Genomic DNA, 19,777 nt, shown 5'->3' with positions numbered 1-19,777 from the left:
ACACGACTAGATCCGGAGATCGAGCACTTGAGCAGCGAACTCGTGCCAGCCCTCGAATGGAGCGACCTCGACCGTCGGGCGGTCGACGTCGTACGGGCCCTGGCGATGGACGCGGTAGAGAAGGCGGGATCGGGCCACCCCGGCACCGCGATGAGCCTGGCCCCCGCCGCATACCTGCTTTTCCAGCACGTGATGCGCCACGACCCGTCCGACACCTGCTGGGCGGGGCGGGACCGTTTCGTGCTGTCCTGCGGGCACTCCAGCCTGACCCTCTACATCCAGCTCTACCTGTCGGGTTACGGGCTGACCCTGCACGACCTCGAGATGCTGCGCCAGTGGGAGAGCCTGACCCCCGGCCACCCCGAGTACGGCCACACCGCCGGCGTGGAGACCACCACCGGCCCGCTCGGCCAGGGCATCGGCAACGCGGTCGGCATGGCGATGGCGGCCCGCCGCGAGCGCGGCCTGTTCGACCCGGACGCGGCCCCCGGCACCTCCCCGTTCGACCACATGATCTGGTGCTTCGCCTCCGAGGGCGACATCGAGGAGGGCATCAGCCACGAGGTCAGCGCCCTGGCCGGCCACCAGAAGCTCGGCAACCTGGTCGTCGTCTTCGACAGCAACCACATCTCCATCGAGGACGACACCCAGATCGCGCTGAGCGAGGACATCGTCAAGCGCTACGAGGCGTACGGCTGGCACGTGCAGACGGTCGACTGGACCCGCACCGGCGAGTACGTCGAGGACGTCCAGGAGCTGTACGACGCGCTGGAGGCGGCCCGCGCCGTCACCGACAAGCCGTCCTTCATCCGGCTGCGCACGATCATCGGCTGGCCCTCGCCGGGCAAGCAGAACACCGGCAAGGTCCACGGCGCGGCGCTCGGCGACGAGGAGATCGCCGCGACGAAGAAGGTCATGGGCATGGACCCCGAGAAGTCCTTCGACGTCCCGGACGAGGTGCTGGAGCACGCCCGCCGCGTCGTGCAGCGGGGCCGCGCCACCCGCGCCGAGTGGGACAAGTCCTACCATGCCTGGCGTGAGGCCAACCCGGAGCGCGCCGCCGAGTTCGACCGGATCTCCCAGCGGGAGCTGCCGAACGGCTGGCACAAGGCGCTGCCGGTCTTCGAGCCCGGCTCCTCGGTGGCCACCCGCAAGGCCTCCGGCGAGGTGCTCAGCGCCCTGGCCCCGGTCCTGCCGGAGCTGTGGGGCGGCTCGGCCGACCTGGCCGAGTCCAACAACACCACGATGAAGGGCGAGCCGTCCTTCATCCCCGAGGAGCACCAGACCAAGGCGTTCCCCGGCGGCCCGTACGGGCGCACGCTGCACTTCGGCATCCGCGAGCACGGCATGGGGGCGATCCTCAACGGCATCGCGCTGCACGGCGGCACCCGCCCCTACGGCGGCACGTTCCTGGTCTTCAGCGACTACATGCGCCCCGCCGTACGGCTGGCGGCGCTGATGAAGCTGCCGGTCACCTACGTGTGGACGCACGACTCCATCGGCCTGGGCGAGGACGGCCCGACCCACCAGCCGGTCGAGCACCTGTGGTCGCTGCGCGCGATCCCGGGCCTCGACGTGGTCCGCCCGGCGGACGCCAACGAGACCGCCGCCGCGTGGCGGGTCGTGCTGGAGCACACCGACCGCCCGGCCGCGCTGGCGCTGACCCGGCAGAACCTGCCGGTCTACGAGGGCACCGGCGACCACCGCAAGGTCGCCAGGGGCGGCTACGTGCTCCAGGACGCCTCCGACGGCCAGCCTAGGGTCATCCTGATCGCCACCGGCTCGGAGGTCGAGCTGGCCGTCGAGGCGCGCAAGGCCCTGGAGGCCGAGGGCGTGCCGACGCGGGTCGTGTCGATGCCGTGCGTCGAGTGGTTCCACGCCCAGGACGCCGCCTACCGGCAGACCGTGCTGCCGCCGTCGGTGCGCGCGCGCGTCGCCGTCGAGGCGGGCATCGCGCTCGGCTGGCGCGAGTTCGTCGGGGACGACGGGGTAGTGGTCAGCCTTGAGCACTTCGGCGCGTCCGCTCCCTACCGCACCCTTTTCCAGCAGTTCGGCCTCACCGCGGAGCGCGTGGTCGCGGCCGCCAAGGGCAGCCTCGCCAAGACCGGGGCCGACAAGGGCGAGACGACGGGAAACTGATCATCATGAGCGAGATCCTCAAGACCCTCTCCGGTCAGGGCGTGTCCGTCTGGCTGGACGACATCAGCCGCGAGCGCCTGCGCAGCGGCAACCTGGCCGCCCTGATCCGCGACAAGCACGTGGTCGGCGTCACCTCCAACCCGACGATCTTCGCCTCCGCGCTGAGCAAGGGCGACGCCTACGACACCCAGCTGCACGACCTGGCCGTGCGCGGGATCGGCGTGGAGGAGGCGGTGCGCGCCATCACCACCTACGACATCCGCTGGGCGGCCGACGTGCTGCGCCCGGTCTACGACGCCACCGGCGGCGTGGACGGCCGGGTCTCCATCGAGGTGGACCCGCGCCTGGCCCGCGAGACCGAGAAGACGATCGCCGAGGCGCGCGCGCTGTGGTGGATGGTCGACCGGCCCAACCTGTTCATCAAGATCCCGGCGACGGTCGAGGGCCTGCCCGCGATCACCCGGGCCATCGCGGAGGGCATCAGCGTCAACGTCACGCTGATCTTCTCCCTGGAGCGCTACCGCGCGGTGATGGACGCCTGGCTGACCGGTCTGGAGCAGGCCCAGGCCGCCGGGCTCAACCTGGCCGCCATCGAGTCGGTCGCCTCCTTCTTCGTCAGCCGCGTCGACACCGAGATCGACAAGCGCCTGGAGCAGACGGGCACCCCCGAGGCGAAGGCCCTCAAGGGCAAGGCGGCCGTCGCCAACGCCCGCCTGGCCTACGCCGCCTTCGAGGAGGTCGTGAACTCCCCGCGCTGGCAGGCGCTGCAGGCCGCCGGGGCCCGCCCCCAGCGCCCGCTGTGGGCCTCCACCGGCACCAAGGACCCCAGCTACCCCGACACCCTCTACGTCGACGAGCTGGTCACCGCCGGCACGGTCAACACCATGCCGGAGAAGACCCTGGACGCCGTCGCCGACCACGGCAGGATCACCGGCGACACCGTCCGCGCCTCCTACCGGCAGGCGTGGGACACCATGGCCGCGCTGAAGGAGGCCGGCATCGACTACGACGACGTCGTGCGGGTGCTGGAGGAGGAGGGCGTGGAGAAGTTCGAGGCGTCCTGGACCGAGCTCCTGGCCACCGTCAGCGCCGAGCTGGGGAAGGCGTGACGCCCATGGCAGTGTCCGTGACGTTCAACGAGGAGCGCCTGGCCGGGCAGGCCGCCGAGACGGTCAGGGCGCTGGTGGCCGACCGGGTCCACGAGCGCCTGGCCGCGGGCGACGCCACCCTGTGGGGCGAGGAGGCCCGGGCCGAGGCGGCCGTCCGCCTCGGCTGGCTCAACCTCCCCCTCACCAGCCGGGAGCTGCTCCCCGAGATCGGCATCCTGGTCGAGCGGGCCCGGGCGCAGGGCCTGGACCACGTGGTGCTGGCCGGCATGGGCGGCTCCTCGCTCGCCCCCGAGGTCATCTGCGCCAGCGCCGACGTGCCGCTGACCGTGCTCGACACCACCGACCCCGGCCAGGTCCGCCGCGCCCTGAACGACCGGCTCGAGCGGACCATCGTCGTGGTGGCCAGCAAGAGCGGCGGCACGGTCGAGACCGACAGCCACCGCCGCGTCTACGAGCAGGCCTTCCGGGACGCCGGGATCGACCCGGCCGAGCGGATCGTCGTGGTCACCGACCCGGGCTCGCCGCTGGAGCAGGCCGCCATGGACGCCGGCTACCCGGTCATCCTCGCCGACCCCAACGTGGGCGGGCGCTACAGCGCGCTGTCGGCCTTCGGCCTGGTGCCCAGCGCGCTGGCCGGGGCCGACGTGCTGAAGCTCCTCGACGACGCCGACGCGGTCCGGCCGCTGCTGGCGCAGGCCGAGGGCAACCCCGGCCTGGAGCTCGGCGCCGCCCTGGGCGCCGCCGCGCTGGCCGGGCGCGACAAGCTCGTCCTCGAGGACGGCATGTCGGAGATCAACGGCCTGCCCGACTGGATCGAGCAGCTGGTCGCCGAGTCCACCGGCAAGTCCGGCAAGGGCATCCTGCCGGTCGTCGGCGCCGACCCGAACGAGACCGGCGACGAGCTGGTCGCCGGGATCGACTCCGACGGCTCGGTGACCGTCGCCGGCCCGCTGGGCGCGCAGTTCCTCGTCTGGGAGTACGCCACGGCGGTCGCCGGCCGGGTCCTCGGCATCGACCCGTTCAACCAGCCGAACGTGACCGAGTCCAAGGAGAACACCAGCAGGCTGCTGGCCGCCGGTGACCTCCCCCTCGGCACGCCCGCGCTGGTCGACGGGCCGGTCGAGGTGTACGGCGAGGGCCTCGCCGACGCCAAGGACCTGTCCGACGTGCTCACCCGGCTGCTGCAGGCGATCCCGGACGACGGCTACCTGGCGGTCATGGCCTACCTCGACCGGGAGGCGGCCTTCGACGCCCCCGTGGCCGAGGGCGCCTCGTTCGACGCCATGACCGACGCCTGGAGCGCGGCCGACCCGGCCACGCTCCGCGGCCTGCTGGCGGTCCGGACCGAGCGGCCCGTCACCTTCGGCTGGGGGCCCCGCTTCCTGCACTCCACCGGCCAGTACCACAAGGGCGGGCCGCAGAACGGGGTGTTCCTGCAGATCACCGGGGAGAACCCGGTCGACCTGGAGGTCCCGGGCAGGCCTTACACCCTGGGCCGGCTCCAGCTGGCGCAGGCCCTGGGCGACCAGGGCGCGCTGACCGGCCGGGGCCGCCCGACCGTGCGGCTGCACCTGTCCGACCGGGTGGCCGGGGTGGCGCGGCTGCTCGAGGCGGCGCGGGAGGTCTGATGGCCGGCGCGGGGGCGGAGCGTGCGACGACCGGGGAGGAGCGGGAGGTCCGATGACGGATCAGGAGCAGACCGGGCAGGCGGGCCCGGCGGGAGAGGCGCGAGAGGCGGAGGAGAGCGTGGCCGCCGCCTCGGCGGCCGCGGTCGCCGCCACCACCGAGGAGCGCGTGGCGGCCAACCCGCTGCGCGATCCGCGGGACAAGCGCCTGCCCCGCGTGGCGGGGCCGTGCGTGCTGGTTCTGTTCGGCGTGACCGGCGACCTGGCGCGCAAGAAGCTGCTCCCCGCGATCTACGACCTGGCGAACCGGGGGCTGCTGCCCCCGGGCTTCTCCCTGGTCGGCTTCGCCCGCCGCGACTGGCAGGACCAGGACTTCGCGCAGCTGACCTACGACGCGGTCAAGGCGAACGCGCGCACGCCGTTCCGCGAGGAGGTCTGGAAGCAGCTGTCGGAGGGCATCTTCTTCTGCCCCGGTGAGTTCACCGACGACGGCGCGTTCGACGCGCTGTCGATGATGCTCACCGAGATCGACGAGACCCGGGGCACCGGCGGCAACTACGGGTTCTACCTGTCGGTGCCGCCGAAGTTCTTCCCGGTCGTGGTCGAGCAGCTCAAGCGGACCGGCGTGGCGCACGGCCCGGCCGGGTCCTGGCGCCGGGTGGTGATCGAGAAGCCCTTCGGGCACGACCTGGCCAGCGCCCGGGAGCTCAACGAGATCACCAGCGCGGTCTTCCCGGAGAGCTCGGTGTTCCGCATCGACCACTACCTGGGCAAGGAGACCGTCCAGAACATCATGGCGCTGCGGTTCGCCAACAACCTGTTCGAGCCGATCTGGAACCGCGGGTACGTCGACCACGTCCAGATCACGATGGCCGAGGACATCGGCATCGGCGGCCGGGCGGGCTACTACGACGGCATCGGCGCGGCCCGCGACGTGATCCAGAACCACCTGCTCCAGCTGCTGGCGCTGGTGGCGATGGAGGACCCGACCTCCTTCGACGCCGACGCGCTGCGCCGGGAGAAGGAGAAGGTCCTGCGGGCGGTGCAGCTCCCGCAGGACCTGGCGGCGAGTACGGCGCGCGGGCGCTACGCGGCCGGCTGGCAGGGCGGCGAGCCGGTCGTCGGCTACACCGAGGAGCAGGGCATCGGAGCCGATTCGGTCACCGAGACCTACGCCGCGATCAAGCTGGAGATCGCCAACCGCCGCTGGGCCGGGGTCCCGTTCTACCTGCGCACCGGCAAGCGGCTGGGCCGCCGGGTGACCGAGGTCGCCGTGGTGTTCCAGAAGGCGCCGCACCTGCCGTTCAGCAAGGACGAGACCGAGATCCTCGGGCACAACGCGCTGGTCATCCGGGTCCAGCCGGACGAGGGCGTCACGGTGCGGTTCGGCTCGAAGGTGCCGGGGACCGCGATGGAGGTTCGGGACGTCTCGATGGACTTCGCCTACGGCGAGTCGTTCATGGAGTCCTCCCCCGAGGCCTACGAGCGGCTCCTGCTGGACGTGCTGATCGGCGATCCGCCGCTCTTCCCGCACCAGCGCGAGGTGGAGCTGTCGTGGACGATCCTCGACCCGATCGAGGAGTTCTGGGCCACGCAGGGCCCGCCGGAGGACTACCCCGCCGGCACCTGGGGTCCCGCCTCGGCGGACGAGATGATGGCCCGCGACGGGCGCGTCTGGAGGAGGCTGTAGATGCCGAGCTTCATGCTCACCGACACCACCGCGTCGAAGATCTCCGCCCATCTCACGCACCTCCGCCACCAGCTGGGCAGCCCCGCCGTCGGCATGGTGCTGACGCTGGTGGTGGTCTGCGACGAGGCCAGCCAGTACGACGCGACGCGCGCCGCGACCGAGGCCGCCCGCGCGCACCCGTCCCGGATCCTCGTCGTCATCACCCGCGACCCCGCCGAGCCGAACCGGCTGGACGCGGAGCTGCGCGTCGGGGAGACCACGCCGGGCGAGGTGCTCCTGCTCCGCCTGTACGGCGAGCTGACCGGGCACGCCGACTCGGTGGTCAGCCCGCTGCTGCTCACCGACACGCCGGTGGTCGCCTGGTGGCCGAAGAGCTGCCCGGAGGTCCCGGCCAAGGACCCGATCGGGGCGCTCGCCCAGCGCCGGATCCTCGACGCGCGGGCGGCCCCGGAGCGGGTGCGGGCCATCGCGGGCCGGGCCCGCTCCTACGTGCCGGGCGACACCGACCTGGCCTGGACCCGGCTGACGCCGTGGCGGAGCCTGCTGGCCGCCGCGTTCGACCAGCCGGTGGGCAAGGTCAGGAAGGGGGTGGTGGAGGCCTCCGCCGACCACGCCAGCGCCCCGCTGCTGGCCGCCTGGCTGGGCGAGCGGCTCGGCGCGCCGGTGAAGGTCGCCGAGTCCGGCGGTCCCGGCCTGACCTGCGTCCGGCTGACCACCTCCGACGGCGACATCGCCATCAGCCGCTCCGACGCCCTCCTGGCCACGTTCTCCCGGCCGGGCCAGCCGGACCGCAAGGTCGCCCTGGCCCGGCGGCCGACCGAGGAGCTGCTCGCCGAGGAGCTGCGCCGCCTGGACCCGGACGAGATCTACGAGGCCGCGATCCGGCGGGTGGCCCGCACGCACAAGCCCTGACGGGCCCGTCCGGCGCGCCCGGAGCGCGCCGCGGGGCCGCCCCCCCGGGCGCCCGCCCGGGCGGGCGGCCCGTTCCCTGTCCCCGAGTCCTCGAGCTCCCCGAGTCGTTGAGCTCCCGAGTCAGAGAGATCGCGCTGTGAGTGTTCCCAACGTCGTCGTCCACCGCGACGCCGACATGCTCGCCAAGGCCGTCGCCGCCCGGGTGATCACCCGCCTGGTCGACGCCCAGTCGGCCAAGGGCTCGGCCTCGCTGGTCCTGACCGGCGGCACCGTCGGCATCGCCACGCTGGCCGAGATCGCCGCCAGCCCGGCCCGTGACGCCGTCGACTGGCGCAACCTGGACATCTGGTGGGGCGACGAGCGTTTCCTGCCCTCCGGCGATCCGGAGCGCAACGAGACCGGCGCCCGCAAGGCCCTGCTCGACCACGTCGACGTCGACGAGGCCCGCGTGCACGTGATGCGCGGCCCCGACTCGGGCATGTCCGCCGAGGAGTCGGCGGACGCCTACGCCGAGGAGCTGCGCCGGGCCGCCCGGCCGGAGGACCACGCGCCGGCGCCCGCCTTCGACGTGCTGCTGCTGGGCATGGGCCCGGACGCCCACGTCGCGTCGCTCTTCCCCGAGATGCCCGCGCTGTACGACACCCGGCCCGCGGTGGCCGTGCACGGCTCCCCCAAGCCGCCGCCCACCCGGATCTCGCTGACCATGCCGGTCATCCAGGGGGCTCGCGAGGTGTGGGTGGTCGCGGCGGGCGCCGACAAGGCGGGGGCCGTACGGCTGGCGCTGGCGGACGACTCGGGGCCGGTGCAGGTCCCGGCGGCCGGGGCGCGGGGGCGTCAGCGCACCCTGTTCCTGCTGGACCGGGCCTCCGCCGCGAAGATCCCCGCCTCGCTCGGCCGGATCTCCTCCCCCTGAGCCGCTCCCCCTCCCGGCCGGCCCCTCCGGGCGGGCGGGGGCCGAGCCGGCGCCGGGCGGCCCGGGCGACCTGGCTAGTCTGGCGGCCATGTTCATCCTCGAGCTCACCTACACCGCCCCCCTCGAACGCGTCGACGCCGTCCTGGCGGACCACGTCACGTGGCTGGACGAGCAGTACGAGGCCGGGGTCTTCATCGCCTCGGGCCGCAAGGTCCCGCGCGACGGCGGAGTGATCGTCGCCGTCGGGGAGGACCGCGCGGCCGTCGAGGCCCTCGTGGCGACCGACCCCTTCAGCGTCGAGAAGGTGGCCGACTACCGGATCACCGAGTTCCTCGCCACCAGGACGGCCGCGCCCCTGGCCTCCTACCGTCAGCAGCCCCCGCCGAGCTGACCGGATCGGGACCGGCGCCGGCCGCCGGCCCGGGCACGCCGGGGGACGGCGTCGCACCGGTACGGGGGTCCGCGCGGAACGGGCCGGTCCCCGGCGCGGTCGCCCGCTCCACCGCCCGTCCCGTCTAGGATGCCGGGGCGTGCAGGACGCCGGGGAGGTGCGGGTGGGCGCTGGAGGCGCGGGAGACATGGGGCGCGGGCCTTCCGGGGAGTCCGCCGAGGAGCGGGCGCTGTTCGTGTACGGGACGCTGATGTTCCCCGAGGTGCTGCGGGCGCTGCTCGGCCGGGTGCCGGAGAGCGCTCCGGCGGTGGCCGAGGGGTGGCGGGCCGCCCGCCTGCCGGGCCAGGTCTATCCCGTGCTCGTGCCCGCCGGGGAGGGGACGGCCCGCGGACTGCTGATCACCGGTCTGACCGCGGCCGAGTGGCGTGTCCTGGACGAGTACGAGGGCCCGATGTACGAGCTGCGGCCCGTCGAGCTGACGGACGGGCGGCGGGGGCATGCCTACGTCACCGTCGATCCCGCGGCGGCGGCCCCCGACGACTGGGACGCCGAGCGCTTCGTGGCCGAGCATCTGGACGCCTACCTGGGTGAGTGCGGTCCGCCGGAGACGGACGGGCGGGCTCCGTAGTCACCGGTCAGAGCAGGGCGTCGATCTCGGCGAGGAGGGTCTTCTTGGTCTCGGAGTCGAGATAGGAGGCGGTGACGGCGTTCCCGGCGAGGGAGGCGAGGGCGTGGCGGTCGAGACCGAAGACGTCGGCGGCCACGCGGTACTCGTTCGTCAGCGTGGTGGCGAACATGGGCGGGTCGTCGCTGCCCAGCGTGACGGTCAGGCCCTCGGCCAGCAGGCGCGGGAGCGGATGGTCCTCGATCCGGGCGACCTGGCCGGTGCGCACGTTGGAGGTGGGGCAGACGTCCAGGGGGATGCGCTCGGCTCGCAGGCGGGCGACGAGGCGGGGGTCGTCCAGGCAGGAGATGCCGTGGCCGATCCGTTCCGCGCCGAGGTGCTCGACGGCCTCCCAGATCGTCTCGGGGCCGGTCATCTCCCCCGCGTGTGGGACGCTGTGCAGACCGGCGGCCCGGGCGGCGCGGAAGGCGTCCCGGAAGGCGTCGCGGTGGTGGACGCGCTCCTGCTCGATCCCGGCCAGCCCGAAGGCGACCAGCGCCTGCGGCGGCTCGGTGAGGGCGTGCTCCAGGGTGATCCGGGCGGCCTCGGCGCCGAACTCCCCGGGGATGTCGAAGATGTAGCCGATCCGGACGCCGTGCTCGTCGAGGGCCTGGCGGGCGGCGAGGTCCAGGGCCTCGGTGACGGCCCTGCGCGGCATGCCGACCACGTGGTGGGCGTACGGCGTGACGGTCACCTCGGCGTAGCGGCCGTTCTGCCCGGCGAGGTCGCGGGCCAGGCCGGTCACCAGGGTCGCCACGTCCTCGGGCTCGCGGACCAGCGCGTTGACCGTCCCGTAGACCCGGGCGAAGTCGGCGAAATCCCGGAAGGCGTAGAAGGCCCGCAGTTCCTTCTCTGTGGTCGGCACGCGGCCGCCGGGGTGGCGGCGGGCCAGTTCCAGGACCGTCGGCACGGAGGCGGAGCCGATGAGATGGACGTGGAGCTCGGCCTTGGGCAGCGCGTCGATGAAGTCATGGATCTTCATGCCGCGACCATACGCACGCCGGACCGGACGAAGACAGGCTGAGAGGTCGAATCTGACAGAAAGATGTGAGCTTCGCCTCGGCGGGCCGGACGGACCGCGCCCATCAGATCGCGCCCATCAGACCGCACGCGCCGGGACAGGATCGTGCCCCTGGTCCGAGGGGCCCTGAGCCCCCCTCGGACCAGGGGCACGGTGTGACGGGTTCAGCTCGGGGACGCCGTCGCCATCACGCCCACGGCCAGCCTGGCTTCCACCACGCCGGGGTCATCGGTGTAGCTCAGGGTCGCGCCGAGCGAGAGCATGAGCCTGCGCATGCGCGCGTTGTCGGAGAGCATGGTCGCCTTCACCTCGGCGAAGCCCAGGTCGCGGGCCTCGGCGACGAGCATCCGCGCCAGCGCGGCGCCCAGCCCTCTGCCCTGCCAGCGGTCCTCGACCAGGAAGGCCAGCTCGGCGATGCCGGGGTCGGGGGTGAACATCAGGCTGGCCAGCGCGACCACCTGCCCGTCCCGTCCGGCGACGACGGAGTGGCCGCGGCCGCGGTCGCAGAGCCGGTCGAAGACGCTGCGCGGCAGCGCGGGCATCGCGGTGAAGTAGCGGAAGCGGCGGGTCTCCGGCGAGCAGCGCTCGTGCAGGTCGCGGACCGCCTCGCGGTAGCCCGAGGTGAGCGGCCTGACCTCGGTCTCGGTGCCGTCGGAGAGCTTGACGACCCGCTCGGTGGAGCCCGGCTCCTCGGCCGGGGGCTGCGCCAGCCGGACGAAGGACGCGGCACGGGCCGCCTCGGTCAGCGTGAAGGGCAGCTCGGCGCGGCGCAGCCGGATCGCGCGGCGGGAGGCCACCGGCACGGTCAGCATGGTCGGGTCGGGCAGGTCGCTCATCTCGGTGCCGTAGACCCAGCGGGCGTCGTCGGCGCGGAGCAGCTCTTTGAGCAGTTCCGGCAGGCGCCAGGGGGTGGCGCGCAGCCGGGAGGCGAGCAGGAGCACCCGGGTGGGCTCGTCGGTCAGCTCGTGGGCGGTGGCGGGGACGACCTGGACCCGGCGGCCGCCGGCCGCCTCCAGCGCCTGCCGTACGGCCTCGGGGGCGGCGGGGATCTCCGCGACGAACTCGTCCACCGTGCCGTCGGCGTCCGGATGGACGCTGAGGCCCAGGATGTTGCCGCCCTTCTCCGCGAGGGCCGCGGCCAGCGACGCCAGCCGTCCCGGTCGCTCGTCCACCGTCGTCCGTATCCGCAGGAACCCCATCGCAACCACTCCCTCCATCTGCGGAAATCATGCCGGAGGGTTGTTACGGCACTGCTACACGGGAGTGAGGCCGCCGTTACGTCTGCGGTGATCGTTCATGACGCGGTTGCGCAACGCTTTCCGTCGGAAGGCACGGCGAGCCCGACGGATATAGCAGGATATGACGCCATGAGTACGCGTGTCCCCCTTTCTACGGACTTCGTCAATGGTGACGTTTCCTTCTGGTTCCGTTCTCCGGGTCTCCCCGAGGCGGGCCCTCCCCTCCCAGGGGACCGCGACGCCGACGTGGTGATCGTCGGCGCCGGCTACACCGGCCTGTGGACCGCGTACTACCTGAAGAAGGCGGACCCCGCGCTCCGGATCGTGATCCTGGAGAAGGAGTTCGCAGGATACGGCGCCTCCGGCCGCAACGGCGGCTGGCTGGTCGGCGAGCTGGCCGGGACGCCGGAGCGCTACGCCGCCACGCACGGCGCGGACGCGGCCCGGCGCTTCCAGCGGGTGATGTTCGAGGCGGTCGACGAGGTCGTCGCCGTCACCGCGGCCGAGGGCGTCGACGCCGACGTGGTCAAGGGCGGCGTCACCACGGTCGCCACCAACGCCGCCCAGGAGCGGCGCCTGCACGAGCTGGTCGCGCACGCCCGCCGCTGGGGCTGGACCGAGGAGGACCTGCGCCCGCTGGAGCCGGACGAGCGGGAGCGGCGCCTGCGGGTCAGCGGGGCGGTCGGCGCGGTGTGGAGCCCGCACTGCGCCCGGCTCCAGCCGGCCAAGCTGGTGCGGGGCCTGGCCGACGTCGTGCGGGGACTCGGGGTGGAGGTCTTCGAGGGCACCCCGGTCACCGGCATCGCGCCGCGCGCCGCGCGCACGCCGTACGGGACGGTCCGCGCGGACTACGTCATCCGGGCCACCGAGGGGTTCACCGCGGAGATGCGGCAGTACCACCGGGCGTGGCTGCCGATGAACAGCTCGATGATCGTCACCGAGCCGCTCGGCGGGATCTGGGACGAGATCGGCTGGCAGGGCTGCGAGCTCCTGGGCGACATGGCGCACTACTACATGTACGCCCAGCGGACCGCCGACGGGCGGATCGCCTTCGGCGGGCGCGGCAGGCCGTACCTGTACGGCTCGCGCGTGGACGACCGGGGGCGCACGCACGACTGGACGGTCGAGGCGCTGTGGGAGCTGCTGACGCAGATGTTCCCGGCGGTGCGGGCCTCGCGGGTGGCCCACGCCTGGTCCGGGGTGCTGGGCGTGCCGCGCGACTGGTGCGCGACCGTGCACGTGGACCACGCCACCGGGATCGGCTGGGCGGGCGGCTACACCGGGCACGGGGTGGCCGCCGCCAACCTCGCCGGCCGTACCCTGCGGGACCTGGTGCTGCGGCGCGGGACCGAGGAGGCGGCGCTGCCGTGGGTGGACCGCCGGGTGCGGAACTGGGAGGTCGAGCCGCTGCGCTGGGCCGGGGTGCACGCCATGTACGACCTGTACCGCCGGGCCGACGCCCGGGAGCGGGCCGGGCTGGGCCGTACCTCGCTGCTGGCGCGGCTGGCCGACTCCGTCTCCGGGCGCTGACGGAGCGGCCGGGACACGACGCCGGCGGGCCCGGCACCGGGTCACGGCCGCCGGCGGACCGGCTCTGACCGGCCGGCGGCGGACCGGCCTTCGGCGGACCTGACGGCCACGGGCCGGATGCTGAGATCATGGCCGCCGGGACGAGAACGCGCACGCGGAGGGTGGACTCATGACGGACCTGCTGTTCCGGGGCGGCCGGGCCTTCCTGCCCGGCGGCGCCTTCGCCGAGGCCGTGCTGGTCCGCGGCGGCCGGATCGCGGCCGCGGGCGCCGAGGCCGACCTGGCGCGGCTGGCGGCCCCCCGTTGCGAGACCGTCGACCTGGACGGAGGCCTGCTGGTCCCGGGGATCACCGACGCGCACCTGCACCCGGTCCAGGCCGGGCTGGAGCGGGCCAGGTGCGACCTGGCGGAGGTCTACGGTCTGGACGCCTACGTGGAGAAGGTCGCCGCCTACGCGGCGGCCCACCCGGAGCGGGAGTGGATCGACGGCGGCGGCTGGGACATGTCGGCCTTCCCCGGCGGGCTGCCGCACCGCTCGCAGCTCGACTTCACGGACCGGCCGGTCTACCTGATCCAGCGCGACCACCACGCCGCCTGGGTGAACAGCCGGGCCCTGGAGATCGCCGGGATCACCCGCGACACCCCGGACCCGGCCGACGGCCGGATCGAGCGCGACGCCGACGGCACCCCCAGCGGCGTGCTCCACGAGGGCGCGATGGACCTGGTGGGCCTGCTCACCCCGCGCCCGACCGGGCAGGACCTGGTCGACGCGCTGCTTTCGGCCCAGTCGTACCTGTTCTCCCTGGGCATCACCGGGTGGCAGGACGCGATCGTCGGCTCCTACGCCGGTTCGGACGACCAGCTGCCCGCCTACCTCTCCGCCGCCTCCTCCGGGAGGCTGAAGGCGCGCGTGGTGGGCGCCCTCTGGTGGGACCGCACGCGCGGCGCCGAGCAGATCGGCGAGCTGCTGGAGCGGCGGAAGGCCGCCGAGGGGCTGGAGACGTTCCGCGCCACCTCGGTGAAGATCATGCAGGACGGGATCGCCGAGAACTTCACCGCCGCGGTGATCGAGCCCTACTGCCGGTGCGGCGGGACCGGCCTGTCCTACGTCGACCCGGAGGCGCTGAAGGGGTACGTCGCCGAGCTGGACCGGCACGGTTTCCAGGTGCACTTCCACGCGATCGGCGAGCGGGCGGTGCGGGAGGCGCTGGACGCGCTGGAGGGCACCGACCCGGCCACCCGGCACGAGCGCCGGCACCACATCGCGCACCTGCAGATCGTCACCCCGGACGACGTGCCGCGCTTCGCCCGCCTCGGCGTGGCGGCCAACCTGCAGCCGCTCTGGGCCACCCACCACGCCCAGATGGACGAGCTGACCATCCCGTTCCTGGGCGAGGAGCGGTCGGCCTGGCAGTACCCCTTCGCCGACCTGCTGAGGGCGGGCACCCGGCTGTGCGCGGGCAGCGACTGGCCGGTCTCCACCGCCGACCCGGTCCAGGGCATGCACGTGGCGGTCAACCGGACCGAGCCGGGCGGGTCCGTGCACGCGGACTACCCGACGGCGGGCACGCCGTTCCTGCCGGGTCAGGCGCTCGACCTGGCCACGGTGCTGACCGCCTACACGGCCGGGTCCGCGTGGGTCAACCACGACGGGGAGGCGGGCTCGATCGCGGCCGGCAACCGGGCGGACCTGGTCGTGCTGGACCGCGACCCGTTCACCGAGCCGCCCGGGGACATCTGGCGGACGCGGGTGGCCATGACCTTCGTCGGCGGGGAGCGGGTGCACTGACCGGGGCGACTGCTCTCTTAAATTCTCGACAAACAAGGTCAAATAGGACTAAACGGTATTAACGCATAACATGCATCGGTCATCGCCGAGACCGGGAGATCGAAGTGCATGCGCGACCACCGCTCCCCGCGTTCCGCCGGCCGCCGCGTGCCCGCCCCGGAGACGGCCGCTCTGGAGACGGCCGCCCCGCCCCGGCGACGCCACCGCAGGGCCACCCGGCCGGGCCGCCGCCGTTCGCCGGCCCTGCGCGCACTCCTGGCCGCGCTGCTCCTGCTCGTCGCGGGGATCGTGGTGTTCACCCGTAGCCCCGAGACCGTCGTCCTGAAGTTCTACGACACGGCCGGGAACGGCACCGAGCTGACCGGCCAGACCGTCAGGCAGGCCATGAACGGCAGCGACGGCTCCGAGAGCGACGCGCTGCTCGACCCGGCGACCCTGGAGGTGGTCGAGGAGTGGCCGCTCTACGAGGGCGGCACCCCCCTCCGCTGGCGCTTCGACGTCCCCGGCCGGCCCGTGGCCTTCGCCGTCAACTGGCCGACCTCGCGCGGCTACTCCACCGTGATCGTCGACAACGGCGGCACCGGGTTCACCGGCCAGGGAGCCGTCGTCTTCAACTACCAGGCGGCGCTGGACGCCAAGCGCAGGCTCGACGCGGCGCTGGCCGTACGAGGTGACTACCGGCGCTCGGAGGCGTTCGAACGCGCCTACGCCACCGTCGCCGCCGAGCTGGACCGGGCCCGCGCCGCCGCCACCGACGCCGGGCGCGGCAAGTACGGCCAGCGCGCGCTGGACGCGGTGCACACGGCCGGCGACCTGATGCTCGGCGAGTACGGCCCCGCCTCCGCCGCGGCGCGCGGCGCCGGGCCCTGGATGGGGCTGACCGTGGCCGACATCAGGACGCCGGTGAGCTGGCCGGGGCTCGCCAAGTGGCTGACCGGCGCGAACGGCTGGGTCCGGATCATCTTCGAGCCGGACAAGGACGCGGGGAACGTCGAGCACTACCGGGCCGCGGTCCAGGCCGCCCACGCGGCCGGGCTGAAGGTGCTCGGCCAGCCGGTGGACTCCGACTACGCCCACGAGCTGAGCCGCGCCGCCTACCTGGCGCGGGTCAAGGCCTACGTCGACGCCTACCCCGACATCGAGGCCTGGGAGGTGGGCAACGAGGTCAACGGCTGCTGGGTGGACGGCGACTGCCAGGACGGGAAGGCCGTCGAGGAGGACGACCGGATCGCGAACAAGGTCGCCGACGCGGCCGCCTACGTGCGCGCGACCCGGCCGCAGGCGCAGACCGTCGTGACGCTCTACTGGCAGCTGGGCACCGACGCGGCCGAGTGGTCGGTCTTCACCTGGGCCAGGGAGAACCTGCCCGCCGAGGTCCGGGGGGACATCGACGTGGTCGCGCTCTCGGTCTACGCCGAGGACGCGCCGATGGGACTCGCCTTCGACCAGGTGATGAACACCCTGCACGCCGAGTTCCCCGACCAGCGGATCGCGCTCGGCGAGCTGGGCTACTGGAGCGAGGACACCACCAAGGCGTTCTGGGCCTTCGACCCCGGCGACACCGCGGCGGCCCGGCGCGCACTGGCGGGCCACTACTACGCGGCCGCGCTCGGCTACGAGTGGAGCCTGGGCGGTGGCTTCTGGTGGTACTTCATCGAGGAGGTGCCCGGCGACGCCGGGCTGCAGACGGCGATCCGCGACGTCACCGGACGCCTGGGCGGCCTGTAGGCGGCCCGGGCCCGGCCGGGCGGCCGGAAGGAACTCCGCGAGCGGCCCGGGCGCGACCACCGGTACCCGGGCGCGACCGGTGACGCCCGGAAGTGACCACCGGCGCCCGGGTCCAGCCGGGTGACCGGAAGGGCTCCGACACCCGGCCCGTCCGGGGGTCCGGCGGGATCCGGCGCGCCGGTGGGACCATGGCCCGGTGACCGAGTGACACCGGGCCGGGGAGGCGCCGTGAACGATCTGCCCATCTGCGTGACCTGCGGTGTCCAGTACGGCGCCCCGCGCGAGAACTGCCCGATCTGCGAGGACGAGAGGCAGTACGTCGGCTGGGACGGCCAGCGCTGGACCTCCCTGAACGAGCTGCGCGCCTCCGGCCACCGGATGCGGATCGCCGAGGAGGGGCCCGGCGTGGTCGGCATCGGCACCGACCCCGCCACCGCCATCGGCCAGCGGGCCCTGCTGGTCCGCACGCCCGCCGGGAACGTGCTGTGGGACATGGTCAGCCACCTCGACGACGACCTGGTCCACCAGGTGAACGAGCTCGGCGGGATCGACGCGATCGCGATCAGCCACCCGCACTTCTACGGCTCGATGGTCGAGTGGGCGCACGCCTTCGACACGCCGGTCCACATCCACGCCGCCGACGCGCAGTGGGTGGCCCGGCCCGACGACTCGGTGGTCTTCTGGGAGGGAGAGACGCTGGAGATCCTCGACGGGCTGACGCTGGTCAACGCGGGCGTGCACTTCGCGGGCGGCCAGGTGCTGCACTGGCGCGACGGCGGGGACGGGCGGGGCGCGCTGCTGTCCGGCGACATCCTCCAGGTGGTCCCCGACCGCCGCTGGGTGAGCTTCATGTACAGCTACCCGAACCTCATCCCGGAGCGCCCCCGGACCGTCCGCCGGGCGCTGGCGCTGCTGGAGCCGTACCGCTTCGAGCGCGTCTACGGCGGCTGGTGGAAGCGGGTCGTGCGCACCGACGGGGCCGAGGCCGTGCGCCGCTCCGCCGACCGCTACCTCTCCTTCGCCCTGGACGACTCGCTGTGAGGCCGTCCCCTTCCGGCCGCCCACGCGCTGAGCCCCTCCTCGGTGAGGACGTGGTCGAGCGCGGTGGCCGCGGCTCCGTACAGCACGCCGTCCCCGCCGAGCGCCGCGGGCACCACGGGCGGCGGGGCCTCACGGTGGAACCGCATCAGGCCGCCTGTGACGGCCGCCTCGAACTCGGAAGCGGCCGCGGCGCGCAACGGCCCGGCGAAACCGCCGAGGGTGACGATCTCGGGGTCGAAGGCGTTGACCAGCCCGGCGAGCCCGCGCCCGAACCCGGCCGCGGCGCGGCCCACCGCGGACCGGACGGCCGGGTCCTCCGCCGCCCGGGCCAGGGCCGCCTGCGCGTAAGTGCGCGGGTCGGAGGGGGGCGGCTCCCCGAGGTGGCGGGCGATGGCCCGGCCGTCGACGGTGAGGTCCCAGCAGCCTGACGCGCCGCACGGGCAACGCAGCGCGGGGTCGCCGAACGGCAGGTGGCCGAACTCGCCCCCGGCGCCGGTCGCGCCCGCGACGGGGCGGCCGTCCAGGACCAGGGTGCCGCCCACGCCGACCTCGATCGTGACGTGCAGCGCCGTGCCGGCTCCGGCGGCGGCGCCGTAGCGGGCCTCGGCGGCGCCGGCCAGCGTCGCGTCGTTGCCGACGAACAGCGGCAGGCGCGGATCCGGTAGCAGCCCGGCCAGGTCCACCGCGTCCCAGCCCAGCGCGGCGGACTGCGTGACCCCGCCGTTCCGGACGGTCGCGGCGACGCCCACCGACACGGCCCGGACGCGGCCGCCGTGGCGTCCGGGGAGCCGTCCGTGGAGGCGTCCGTGGAGGCGCCGCACCGCCGCCGCGATCGCCTCGGCCACGCGGCCGGGGTCCCGGCTGGCGTGCGTGCCCTCCTCCGCGACGCGGGGCCTGCCGTCGAGCGCCGCGACCGCGATCCGCCAGTCCTCCTGCCGGATGTCGACCGCGATGACGACCGGGCCGTCCGGATGCGGGTGCAGCACGGTCGTCGGCCGTCCCCGTCCGGAGGCGGCGGCCGGGGCCTCGGAGAGCAGCGCCAGCTCGCGCAGGCGCGCGGTGATCTCGGTGGCGGAGCCGGTGGTCAGGCCGAGCCGCTGCGCCACGCGCGCCCGGGTGACGCCCGGCTCCCTGCGCATCTCCTCCAGCACCGCCAGCGCGCCGCGCCAGCGGGCGTCCCGGGCGCGGACGGACGACGTGCGGACGGACGGCCTGCGGTCCGCGGGACTTGCCACGGGTACGGTCACCCCCTTTATCCTCGCGCCACGAGTTTATCGGAGGGAGACCCTGTGCGACGACGACCGGACCCCGGCGCGGAGGCCGTACGGAGCGGACACGGGACCGCACCGGGCCTCGGCGGGGACGCCGTGCGCAACGGTGACGGAACCGCATCGGGCGGGGATGAGACCGTGCCGGGCGGGCACGGAGGCGCACGGGAACGACGGCGGGTCGTCCGGCAGGTCGGATTCGCGCAGGCGGCGCTCGGGTTCACCGTCAACAGCCTCGGCGCGTGCCTGGTGCTGCTCGCCCGTGACCTCGGCACGCCTCCCGGCGAGCTGGCGTGGCTGTCGTCGTCCTTCGGGGTCGGTCTGCTGGTGGTCGGAGCCGCCGGACGGCCGGTCCTCCGGCCGGGTCCGCGACCGGCGCTGCTCGCCTCCGCCCTGCTCGCCGCCGCCGGGGCCGCGCTGCTCGCCACCGCGTCCGCCGCGCCGCCGGTCGCGGCCGGGGCACTTCTGCTGGGCCTGGGGGCGGCCGGCCTGGTCCTGGTCACGCCCGCCCTGCTGCGCGGCCCGGACGCCGCGGCCGGTCTCGCCCGCGCCAACGCCGCCGCGAGCGTCAGCGCCCTGCTCGGCCCGCCCGCCATCGGCGCCCTCGACGCCGCCGGTGCGAGCGGCCGGCTCGCCCTCCTGCTGGCCGTCCCGCCGCTGCTGTTCCTCGCAGCCGACGCCCGGGCCCGCGGGCCGGTGGCGTCCGGCGTCCGCGACGG

At 74.2% G+C, this 19,777-nt stretch carries 15 protein-coding genes and 1 pseudogene; 13 read left to right on the top strand and 3 right to left on the bottom strand.

Going from position 1 to position 19,777, the window contains the following annotated elements:
• Positions 1-105: 105 nt before the first annotated feature.
• The 8 genes from tkt to ACFOWE_RS27265 all read left to right on the top strand — a co-directional run bounded on the left by tkt (position 106) and on the right by ACFOWE_RS27265 (position 9,407).
• A complete protein-coding gene (gene tkt / locus ACFOWE_RS27300; protein ID WP_377293163.1) occupies positions 106-2,139 on the top strand; it encodes a transketolase in 2,034 nt (677 codons plus the stop codon).
• A 5-nt stretch (positions 2,140-2,144) separates the two neighbouring features.
• Positions 2,145-3,248: a transaldolase gene (gene tal / locus ACFOWE_RS27295; protein ID WP_377292750.1), complete on the top strand. Its 1,104-nt coding sequence runs from the start codon at positions 2,145-2,147 to the stop codon at positions 3,246-3,248.
• A 5-nt stretch (positions 3,249-3,253) separates the two neighbouring features.
• Entirely contained in the window at positions 3,254-4,876 is a 1,623-nt protein-coding gene (locus tag ACFOWE_RS27290; RefSeq protein ID WP_377292748.1) for a glucose-6-phosphate isomerase, read from the top strand.
• A 52-nt stretch (positions 4,877-4,928) separates the two neighbouring features.
• Positions 4,929-6,563 (top strand): glucose-6-phosphate dehydrogenase, encoded by a 1,635-nt coding sequence (zwf, locus tag ACFOWE_RS27285; RefSeq protein WP_377292746.1) that lies wholly within the window; start codon positions 4,929-4,931, stop codon positions 6,561-6,563.
• Entirely contained in the window at positions 6,564-7,475 is a 912-nt protein-coding gene (locus ACFOWE_RS27280; protein ID WP_377292744.1) for a glucose-6-phosphate dehydrogenase assembly protein OpcA, read from the top strand.
• Between the two features lie 136 nt (positions 7,476-7,611).
• On the top strand, positions 7,612-8,388 hold the full coding sequence (pgl, locus tag ACFOWE_RS27275) for a 6-phosphogluconolactonase (RefSeq protein ID WP_377292742.1): 777 nt from the start codon (positions 7,612-7,614) through the stop codon (positions 8,386-8,388).
• A gap of 88 nt (positions 8,389-8,476) precedes the next feature.
• A complete protein-coding gene (locus tag ACFOWE_RS27270) occupies positions 8,477-8,779 on the top strand; it encodes a YciI family protein (protein WP_377292740.1) in 303 nt (100 codons plus the stop codon).
• Between the two features lie 139 nt (positions 8,780-8,918).
• Positions 8,919-9,407, top strand: coding sequence for a gamma-glutamylcyclotransferase family protein (locus ACFOWE_RS27265; RefSeq protein WP_377292738.1), 489 nt, complete (start codon positions 8,919-8,921; stop codon positions 9,405-9,407).
• Positions 9,408-9,414: 7 nt separating this feature from the next.
• Here the strand turns inward: ACFOWE_RS27265 and add are convergent, their stop codons facing one another.
• Both add and ACFOWE_RS27255 read right to left on the bottom strand, forming a co-directional pair.
• Entirely contained in the window at positions 9,415-10,425 is a 1,011-nt protein-coding gene (add, locus tag ACFOWE_RS27260; protein ID WP_377292736.1) for an adenosine deaminase, read from the bottom strand.
• Between the two features lie 203 nt (positions 10,426-10,628).
• Positions 10,629-11,681, bottom strand: coding sequence for a GNAT family N-acetyltransferase (locus ACFOWE_RS27255; RefSeq protein WP_377292734.1), 1,053 nt, complete (start codon positions 11,679-11,681; stop codon positions 10,629-10,631).
• Positions 11,682-11,831: 150 nt separating this feature from the next.
• Between ACFOWE_RS27255 and ACFOWE_RS27250 the strand changes: the two genes are divergently transcribed.
• From ACFOWE_RS27250 to ACFOWE_RS27235, 4 genes are all read left to right on the top strand, one after another.
• The gene (locus tag ACFOWE_RS27250) at positions 11,832-13,232 is read left to right on the top strand and encodes an NAD(P)/FAD-dependent oxidoreductase (RefSeq protein ID WP_377292732.1); all 1,401 of its coding nucleotides are present in this window, start codon (positions 11,832-11,834) and stop codon (positions 13,230-13,232) included.
• A gap of 169 nt (positions 13,233-13,401) precedes the next feature.
• A complete protein-coding gene (locus ACFOWE_RS27245) occupies positions 13,402-15,021 on the top strand; it encodes an amidohydrolase (protein WP_377292730.1) in 1,620 nt (539 codons plus the stop codon).
• A 108-nt stretch (positions 15,022-15,129) separates the two neighbouring features.
• Positions 15,130-16,749, top strand: coding sequence for a hypothetical protein (locus ACFOWE_RS27240; protein ID WP_377292728.1), 1,620 nt, complete (start codon positions 15,130-15,132; stop codon positions 16,747-16,749).
• A gap of 228 nt (positions 16,750-16,977) precedes the next feature.
• Positions 16,978-17,790, top strand: a complete 813-nt coding sequence (locus tag ACFOWE_RS27235) for an MBL fold metallo-hydrolase (RefSeq protein WP_377292726.1) — start codon at positions 16,978-16,980, stop codon at positions 17,788-17,790.
• On the opposite strand, the gene ACFOWE_RS27230 is transcribed toward ACFOWE_RS27235, so the two are convergent.
• A complete protein-coding gene (locus ACFOWE_RS27230) occupies positions 17,757-19,037 on the bottom strand; it encodes an ROK family transcriptional regulator (protein ID WP_377292724.1) in 1,281 nt (426 codons plus the stop codon). The two genes, ACFOWE_RS27235 and ACFOWE_RS27230, sit on opposite strands and share 34 nt — an antisense overlap.
• Before the next feature lie 42 nt (positions 19,038-19,079).
• Here ACFOWE_RS27230 and ACFOWE_RS27225 point away from each other — a divergent pair.
• A pseudogene (locus tag ACFOWE_RS27225) lies at positions 19,080-19,777 on the top strand (hypothetical protein); the annotation flags it as partial.

Origin of the sequence: Planomonospora corallina (assembly GCF_042650625.1) — a bacterium.
Taxonomy (GTDB): Bacteria; Actinomycetota; Actinomycetes; order Streptosporangiales; family Streptosporangiaceae; genus Planomonospora_B; species Planomonospora_B corallina.
Note: the sequence above shows the minus strand (reverse complement) of the source record. Positions and strands in the feature narration are given on the sequence as shown.

What these genes read in the sequence shown, in the direction of transcription:
- tkt (WP_377293163.1), top strand. Translation starts at nt 106, where the DNA reads ATGGACGCGGTAGAGAAGGCGGGATCGGGCCACCCCGGCACCGCGATG.
- tal (WP_377292750.1), top strand. Translation starts at nt 2,145, where the DNA reads ATGAGCGAGATCCTCAAGACCCTCTCCGGTCAGGGCGTGTCCGTCTGG.
- ACFOWE_RS27290 (WP_377292748.1), top strand. Translation starts at nt 3,254, where the DNA reads ATGGCAGTGTCCGTGACGTTCAACGAGGAGCGCCTGGCCGGGCAGGCC.
- zwf (WP_377292746.1), top strand. Translation starts at nt 4,929, where the DNA reads ATGACGGATCAGGAGCAGACCGGGCAGGCGGGCCCGGCGGGAGAGGCG.
- ACFOWE_RS27280 (WP_377292744.1), top strand. Translation starts at nt 6,564, where the DNA reads ATGCCGAGCTTCATGCTCACCGACACCACCGCGTCGAAGATCTCCGCC.
- ACFOWE_RS27270 (WP_377292740.1), top strand. Translation starts at nt 8,477, where the DNA reads ATGTTCATCCTCGAGCTCACCTACACCGCCCCCCTCGAACGCGTCGAC.
- add (WP_377292736.1), bottom strand. Translation starts at nt 10,425, where the DNA reads ATGAAGATCCATGACTTCATCGACGCGCTGCCCAAGGCCGAGCTCCAC.
- ACFOWE_RS27255 (WP_377292734.1), bottom strand. Translation starts at nt 11,681, where the DNA reads ATGGAGGGAGTGGTTGCGATGGGGTTCCTGCGGATACGGACGACGGTG.
- ACFOWE_RS27250 (WP_377292732.1), top strand. Translation starts at nt 11,832, where the DNA reads ATGAGTACGCGTGTCCCCCTTTCTACGGACTTCGTCAATGGTGACGTT.
- ACFOWE_RS27245 (WP_377292730.1), top strand. Translation starts at nt 13,402, where the DNA reads ATGACGGACCTGCTGTTCCGGGGCGGCCGGGCCTTCCTGCCCGGCGGC.
- ACFOWE_RS27240 (WP_377292728.1), top strand. Translation starts at nt 15,130, where the DNA reads ATGCGCGACCACCGCTCCCCGCGTTCCGCCGGCCGCCGCGTGCCCGCC.